We start from the raw sequence: 5,889 nt of genomic DNA on the forward strand, positions 1-5,889 counted from the left end.
CACCCGGGTCACCACCACCCGGTTGATCTCCCGCATCCGGGCCGCCGAACTGCTGCAGGCCCCCAGCGGTGAAACCGGCCTGCGGCTGGCGCCGGCCCTGGTCGATGGCGCTCCCCTGGCCGCCTGAAGCCCCCCTCCTTTTTCTCTCCCCGCCCGTTCTTCGTCGCCCCTCCCATGGCCAACTCCCTCGGCAGCCTCCCCGACAGCCCCGCCGCCATCAGCGTCCGCGGTCCCCAGCCCCAGGCCAAGAAGAAGGGCTGCCGCCAGAAGAAATGCTCCAAGTGGAAAGGCGGCAAGTGCTGCTGCGGCCGCGACTGAGGCCCAACGCCCGCGGGCGCCGCTTCAGCCCCCCTTGCCCTGGCGCTCGAGGCTGGGCATCAGGGCCACCGAGGCCGCCAGCCCCAGGGCCAGGATCAGCAGCGCTGGCACCAGGGCGGCCCCCACCCGCTCGTCGCTGGCGTACTGGTACACCCGCACCGAGAGGGTGTCGAAGTCGAAGGGGCGCAGCGAGAAGGTGAGGGGCAGTTCCTTCACCACGTCGACGAACACCAGCAGGGCCCCGACCAGCAGGGGCCCCCGCAGCAGCGGCAGGTGAATCCGGCGCAGCACCGCCAGCCAGCCGCAGCCGAGGCTGGTGGCGCACTCATCGAGGCTGGGGGGGATGTGCTCGAAGGAGGCATCGAGCCCCTGTTTCGAGACGGCCAGAAAGCGGTCGCCGTAACCCCAGAGCAGCAGCAGCAGGGGGCTGAGCTGCAGGGGGCCGCCGATCAGCATCAGCGCCAGGGCCAGCACGGTGCCGGGTACGGCGTAGCCCATGCCGGCGAAGAAGGTGAGCCGGCCCAGCAGGGGATGGGCGAGCCAGCGGCGACTGATCGCCAGCAGCAGGGCCGCCGCCACCGTCAGCAGCGCGGCGGCCAGGGCCAGGCCAAGGCTGCGCAGGGTGAGGGCCAGCAGATCCTCGAGCGGATCGCTCTGCAGATGGTCACGGCTCAGCACCAGCCAGGTGAGGGGGATCCCCAGGCTGGCCAGGGGCGGCAGCAGGGTCAGCAGCATGGCCAGGTGGCGACGCCAGCCCCGCAGCTCCCACTGCAACGTGCCGGCACCGTCCTGGCCGATGTTCCAGCGGCGGCTGCGGTGGCGCATCCAGCGCTCGGCCCCCACCAGCAGGCTGACCAGCACCAGGGCGACCAGGGCCAGACCCACGGCCCCCTGCAGGTCGCCTTCGCTTTGCCAGCGCTGCAGGATGCCCCGCGAGAGGGTGGGCACGCCCAGCAGTTCCACCGCGCCGAGCTCATTGACCACCTCCATGCCGCTGAGGGCGACCCCGGCGCCGATGGACGGCAGTGCCAGGGGCAGGGCCACGCGCCGGAAGCTGCCCCAGGGGCCCACGCCCAGGCTGCGGCAGGCCTCCAGCTGGCGCTGACCACTGCCGGCGAAGCTCTCGGTGGAGAGCAGGAACACATAGCTGTAGGTGGTGAGGCTGAGCAGCAGCACAGCCCAGCCGATGCCGTGCACGCGGAAGCCCCAGCGGCTGCCCAGGTCGACCAGCACGGCGGCCAACACGAAGGCAGGGGCCGCCAGGGGCAGCACCTGGGCCAGCCGCAGCCAGCGGCGGCCCGGGAATTGGCAGCAGGCGGTGAGCCAGCCGTTGGCGGTGCCCAGCAGGGCACCGATCAGGCCGACGCCGACGACCAAGGCGACGGTGTTGGTCAGCTGTTCCAGGCCTTCGCTCCCCAGCCAGAGAGGGCTGGAGACGGCATCCCGCACGGCAAAGCCAGCCAGGGCCAGGAACGGCAACAGGGCCAGTCCGCAGACGAGGAGCACCGCCGCCGCCAGGGGCGCACGCCGCAGTGGCGGCGCGGCCCTGTTGGCTGTTGCCCGCTCGGCCGTTGCCAAAACCCCCATCCGGTGACCTACTTCCAGCCGTTCGATTCCATCATCTGGGTGGCCGCCCTGGTCTTGGAGCCGATCTGCTCCACCGAGACGCCATCAGCCCGGAAGGTGCCGAACCGCTTGAGGATGGGATTATCCCCGAAGCCTTTGAGGGGGTACTCGTTGTTGGCTTCGGCGTAGCCGCGGCCGCCGGTGGGGGAGGCCAGGAATTCGATCAGCTTGATCGCCGCCTGCGGATTTCGGGCATGGCGGGTGACGCCGGCACCGCTGATGTTGACGTGGGACGGATTGACGTAAACCACCTTCAATTTCTCGGCCAGTTGCTTGTCCTGGGCGCTGCCCTCACCGGAGAGCATGCGGGCGACGTAGTACGTGTTCACCACCCCCACGCCGCATTCGCCTCGGGCGACGGCCCGGGCCAGGGGGGTGTCGGAGGTGAAAAAGGGCTGGCTCACATTGGCCACCATGCCGCGGATCCAGGTGCGGGTGGCGGCATCACCGCGCAGGATCATCTGGCTGGCCACCAGCGACTGGTTGTAGGGACTCTTGCGCTCCCGCAGGCAGAGCTTGCCTTTCAGGGCCGGCTTGGCCAGGTCGGCATAGGTGCGGATCGTGGCGGGATTCACCAGCTTCGGGTTGACCACCACGGCGCGCACACGCCGCGTCAGGCCGTACCAGCGGCCCTGGGAATCGCGCAGGTTGGCGGGCACGTCGCGCTGAAGAGCGGCCGAACGCACAGGACGGAACAGGCCCTGGTCGGTGGCGGCGTCAAGGCGGGCGGCATCGACGAGCACCAGCACATCGGCGGGGCTGTTCTTGCCCTCACTCTTGAGGCGCTCCAGCAGGGCATCGTCCTTGGCCTCCAGCACGTTGACCTTGATGCCGGTGCGGGCGGTGAACTGGCGATAGAGCGCCTTGTCGGTGTTGTAGTGCCGGCCCGAGTAAACCCCGATCGTGGTGCCGGCCTGGGCGATGGCGGAAGCGTTCGCCTGGGACTGGCTGATGGCCGGCAGGGTGCCAGTGCCGAAGAAAGCCGTGGCCGCTACTCCCACGGCAGCGGATCCGGCGGCGGCAAGCCAAAAAAGACCAAGGGGGAACCTGGAGCTGGGCATCATCAAGAACGGGCGTGTGCCCGGACCCTATGAGGGTTGCCCAGCGGCAGAGGGAACAAACGACGCGAGGGCGCGTATCAATGGCGACGTCTCAGTAGGAGGTGGAGCGCCGCACCGGGATCAGGGCGGGTTGCATCAGGCCGCCGCCGCCGTTGTCGTCGTCGGAATCCATCGCCATCCACAGCACCAGACCGAGAAGGGCGAGAACGCCCGTCATCAGGAGGAACTCGGTCATGGGAAACGGTCGTAGATCATCACCCTAGCGGCGCCAGCCGGTGGTTCCGTAGTGGATGCAGCATTCCGGCCCAAAGGGCCGGCGGCCATCAGGCGAAGCCCTTGCCCGCGTCCTTGGCCACACAGGCCTGGAGTTGCTGGCGCAGCCGCTTGTGGTCGAGATCCTTGCCGATCAGCACCAGCTGGTTCTTGCGCTGCCCCGGCCAGTCGCTGTCGTCAATGGAAAAGCGCTTGCCGGCCAGGTGAAAGACGTGGCGGCGCTCGCTTTCGTTGAACCAGAGGATGCCCTTGGCACGGAAGACCCCGGCCGGCATCTGGTTGTCGAGGAAGTTCTGGAACTTGCGCAGCGAGAAGGGGCCGTCGCTGCTGAAGGACAGGGAGGTGAAGCCCTCGATCGCCTGGTGGTCGGGATGGCCACCGTGGTCATGGTCGTGGCTGTGATCGTGATCGTGGCTGTGGTGATGGCCGTGATCGTGGCCACCGCCCGCGGTCGCGGTCGCCGGTTCGTGCTCGCAGTGACCGTGGTCGTGGTCGCAGTGGCTGTGGTCTTCGCTGCCGTGGTCGTGGCTGGGGCCGGCGGCGGGGGCCTGCTGCTGGGCCACCACCTTGTCGGTCTCGAACAGCCCCACGCTCAGCAGCAGCGGCAGGGGCACCGCGCCCTTCACCGAGCGCAGGATGCGGGCCTCGTTCTTGATCGCCCGCAGCTCGCTTTCGAGGGCCTCAAGACGCTCCTCACTGACCAGGTCGCACTTGTTGAGCAGGATCATGTCGCCGTAGACGATCTGGGAGCGGCCCACCTCCCCCTGCAGCGTCTCGGCGCCGAAGTTCTCCGCGTCCACCAGGGTGATGATCGAATCGAGCCGGGTCAGGTCGCGCAGGTCGCTGCCCAGGAAGGTCATGGCCACGGGCAGGGGGTCGGCCAGTCCGGTGGTTTCCACCACCAGGTAATCCACCGGTTCGGGGCGCTCCAGCACCCGGTAGACGGCCTCCAGCAGCTCGCCGTTGATCGAGCAGCAGATGCAGCCGTTGCTCAGTTCCACCATGTCGTCGCCGGTGGCCACGATCAGCTCGTTATCGATGCCGATCTCGCCGAACTCATTCACCAGAACGGCGGTCTTGACCCCCTCCTGGTTGGTGAGGATGTGGTTGAGCAGGGTGGTCTTGCCGGCCCCCAGGAACCCGGTGAGGATCGTCACCGGCACGGAGATGGGCTTGGCCTCGCTGACGGCAGCCGTCGCTGTCGGGGCGTCCAGGTTCGTGCTGGTCATGGGGAGAGGCGAAGGCGTTGTGGCGATTCTGACGGCGCGGCTGCCCCACCAGCACGGTGAAGGCTGCTGGAATGGCGGTCAACGAACCTGGACCATGACCCCCAGCGAAGCCTTCGCCGCCATCGGCCTTGCCGCCGTGGCCTGCGATGGCGCCCTCGACGCCGATGAGGCCGCCATGCTGCGTCAGCTCCTGGAGGTGCGATCGCCTTACAGCAACCTCGGCGAAGCCGTGATGGGGGCGATGTTCGACGGCCTGCTGGGGCGGTTGCGCACCGGCGGCTGGGAGACGCTGCTGATGGAGGCCGCGCCGGTGCTGACCCCCGCCCAGCAGGAGACGGCCTACGCGATGGCGGCCCTGCTGGTGCACACCAACCGCAGCTTCAAGCCGGTGGAGCAGCAGATGCTGAAGCGGCTGGGGGACCTGATCAGCGTGCCGACGGAACGCTGCAGCCAGATCCTCGAGGTGATGGCGGTGCTGCACCGCGACAGCCTCAGGACCTGAGGCCCCGGCAGCGCTCGCACAGGCCGAAGAATTCCAGGGTGTGATACAGCGGCAGAAAGTCGCCCAGCTCCGCCTCTGGCATGTGCAGGCCGTGCACCGGGCAGTGGCTGAGCACCCTGGTGCTGCCGCAGTCAACGCAGGTCAGGTGGTGCTCGTCCCGCTCCGTCGGCGCATAGAGGGCCTCGCCGCTGGGCAGGTGGCGGCAGCGCACCAGGCCCCGCTGCTGCAGCTGCCGCAGATGGCGGTAGACGGTGGCCAGACCCATGGCGGCGGGGCCATGGCGCAGCCGGGCGTGCAGATCCTGGCCGCTCAGTTCGCCGTCGGCAGCGCGCAGCTCCGCCAGCAGGGAGGCCTGGCGGGGGGGGAGATCAGGGGCGGAGGGGGCCTGCATGGTCCCGTTTCTACCCTGCCGGCAGCCAGATGGCCTGGAGGGCCTCCTGCTGGAGGGGCAACGGGGTGAGGCTGGTGGCCTCGATCAGCACCACCTGCGCCGGCGGTGGGGGCCCCTGGCCCTGCTCCAGCGGGCGCAGCACCACGGCCAGTCGGTCGCTGGTGGGGTCGTAGCTGAGGCCGGTGCCGGGTTCCAGCTCCCAGCGGCTCAGGCGCCGCTGGGCCAGCACGGAGCCGCGGCGATCGAGGCTGATCAGGGTGAGGGACGGGCGGCCCACCCCTTCGACGAGCAGCGCCCAGATCCGCTCGCCGCCGCGGCTGCAGGCCGTGGCCACCAGGGCCTGGGGGCCGATCCAGAGCTGGCGCGGGGCCAGGCCCGGCTCCACCAGCTCCAGGGAGCGGCGGAAATCGGGCCAGTGGCGCACCAGGAGCGCCCGCCCCGCCCGGGGACAGAAGCTGCTCAGGTCGCGGCTGCCGGGCAGGGTCTGAC

At 69.6% G+C, this 5,889-nt stretch carries 7 protein-coding genes and 2 pseudogenes; 3 read left to right on the plus strand and 6 right to left on the minus strand.

The genetic code is table 11. From position 1 onward, the window contains the following. A pseudogene (locus VB739_RS15950) lies at positions 1-127 on the plus strand (Crp/Fnr family transcriptional regulator); the annotation flags it as partial. A 47-nt stretch (positions 128-174) separates the two neighbouring features. Further along, on the plus strand, positions 175-318 hold the full coding sequence (locus VB739_RS15955) for a hypothetical protein (RefSeq protein ID WP_216910031.1): 144 nt from the start codon (positions 175-177) through the stop codon (positions 316-318). Positions 319-342: 24 nt separating this feature from the next. On the opposite strand, the gene VB739_RS15960 is transcribed toward VB739_RS15955, so the two are convergent. The 4 genes from VB739_RS15960 to VB739_RS15975 all read right to left on the minus strand — a co-directional run bounded on the left by VB739_RS15960 (position 343) and on the right by VB739_RS15975 (position 4,507). Further along, a complete protein-coding gene (locus VB739_RS15960; protein WP_323358003.1) occupies positions 343-1,905 on the minus strand; it encodes an iron ABC transporter permease in 1,563 nt (520 codons plus the stop codon). Positions 1,906-1,913: 8 nt separating this feature from the next. Then, positions 1,914-3,005 (minus strand): extracellular solute-binding protein, encoded by a 1,092-nt coding sequence (locus tag VB739_RS15965; RefSeq protein ID WP_323358004.1) that lies wholly within the window; start codon positions 3,003-3,005, stop codon positions 1,914-1,916. Positions 3,006-3,096: 91 nt separating this feature from the next. After that, positions 3,097-3,240: a hypothetical protein gene (locus VB739_RS15970; protein ID WP_254962945.1), complete on the minus strand. Its 144-nt coding sequence runs from the start codon at positions 3,238-3,240 to the stop codon at positions 3,097-3,099. 88 nt (positions 3,241-3,328) lie between these two features. Continuing rightward, the gene (locus VB739_RS15975; RefSeq protein ID WP_323358005.1) at positions 3,329-4,507 is read right to left on the minus strand and encodes a GTP-binding protein; all 1,179 of its coding nucleotides are present in this window, start codon (positions 4,505-4,507) and stop codon (positions 3,329-3,331) included. A 94-nt stretch (positions 4,508-4,601) separates the two neighbouring features. Between VB739_RS15975 and VB739_RS15980 the strand changes: the two genes are divergently transcribed. Then, positions 4,602-5,009 (plus strand): tellurite resistance TerB family protein, encoded by a 408-nt coding sequence (locus VB739_RS15980; RefSeq protein ID WP_323358006.1) that lies wholly within the window; start codon positions 4,602-4,604, stop codon positions 5,007-5,009. Here the strand turns inward: VB739_RS15980 and VB739_RS15985 are convergent. After that, positions 4,999-5,400, minus strand: coding sequence for a transcriptional repressor (locus VB739_RS15985; protein ID WP_323358007.1), 402 nt, complete (start codon positions 5,398-5,400; stop codon positions 4,999-5,001). The genes VB739_RS15980 and VB739_RS15985 overlap by 11 nt on opposite strands. A gap of 10 nt (positions 5,401-5,410) precedes the next feature. Continuing rightward, positions 5,411-5,889 (minus strand): annotated as a pseudogene (locus VB739_RS15990) (hypothetical protein); the annotation flags it as partial.

The sequence above is a fragment of the Cyanobium gracile UHCC 0281 genome (genome assembly GCF_034931305.1).
GTDB classification, from domain to species: Bacteria; Cyanobacteriota; Cyanobacteriia; order PCC-6307; family Cyanobiaceae; genus Cyanobium; species Cyanobium gracile_A.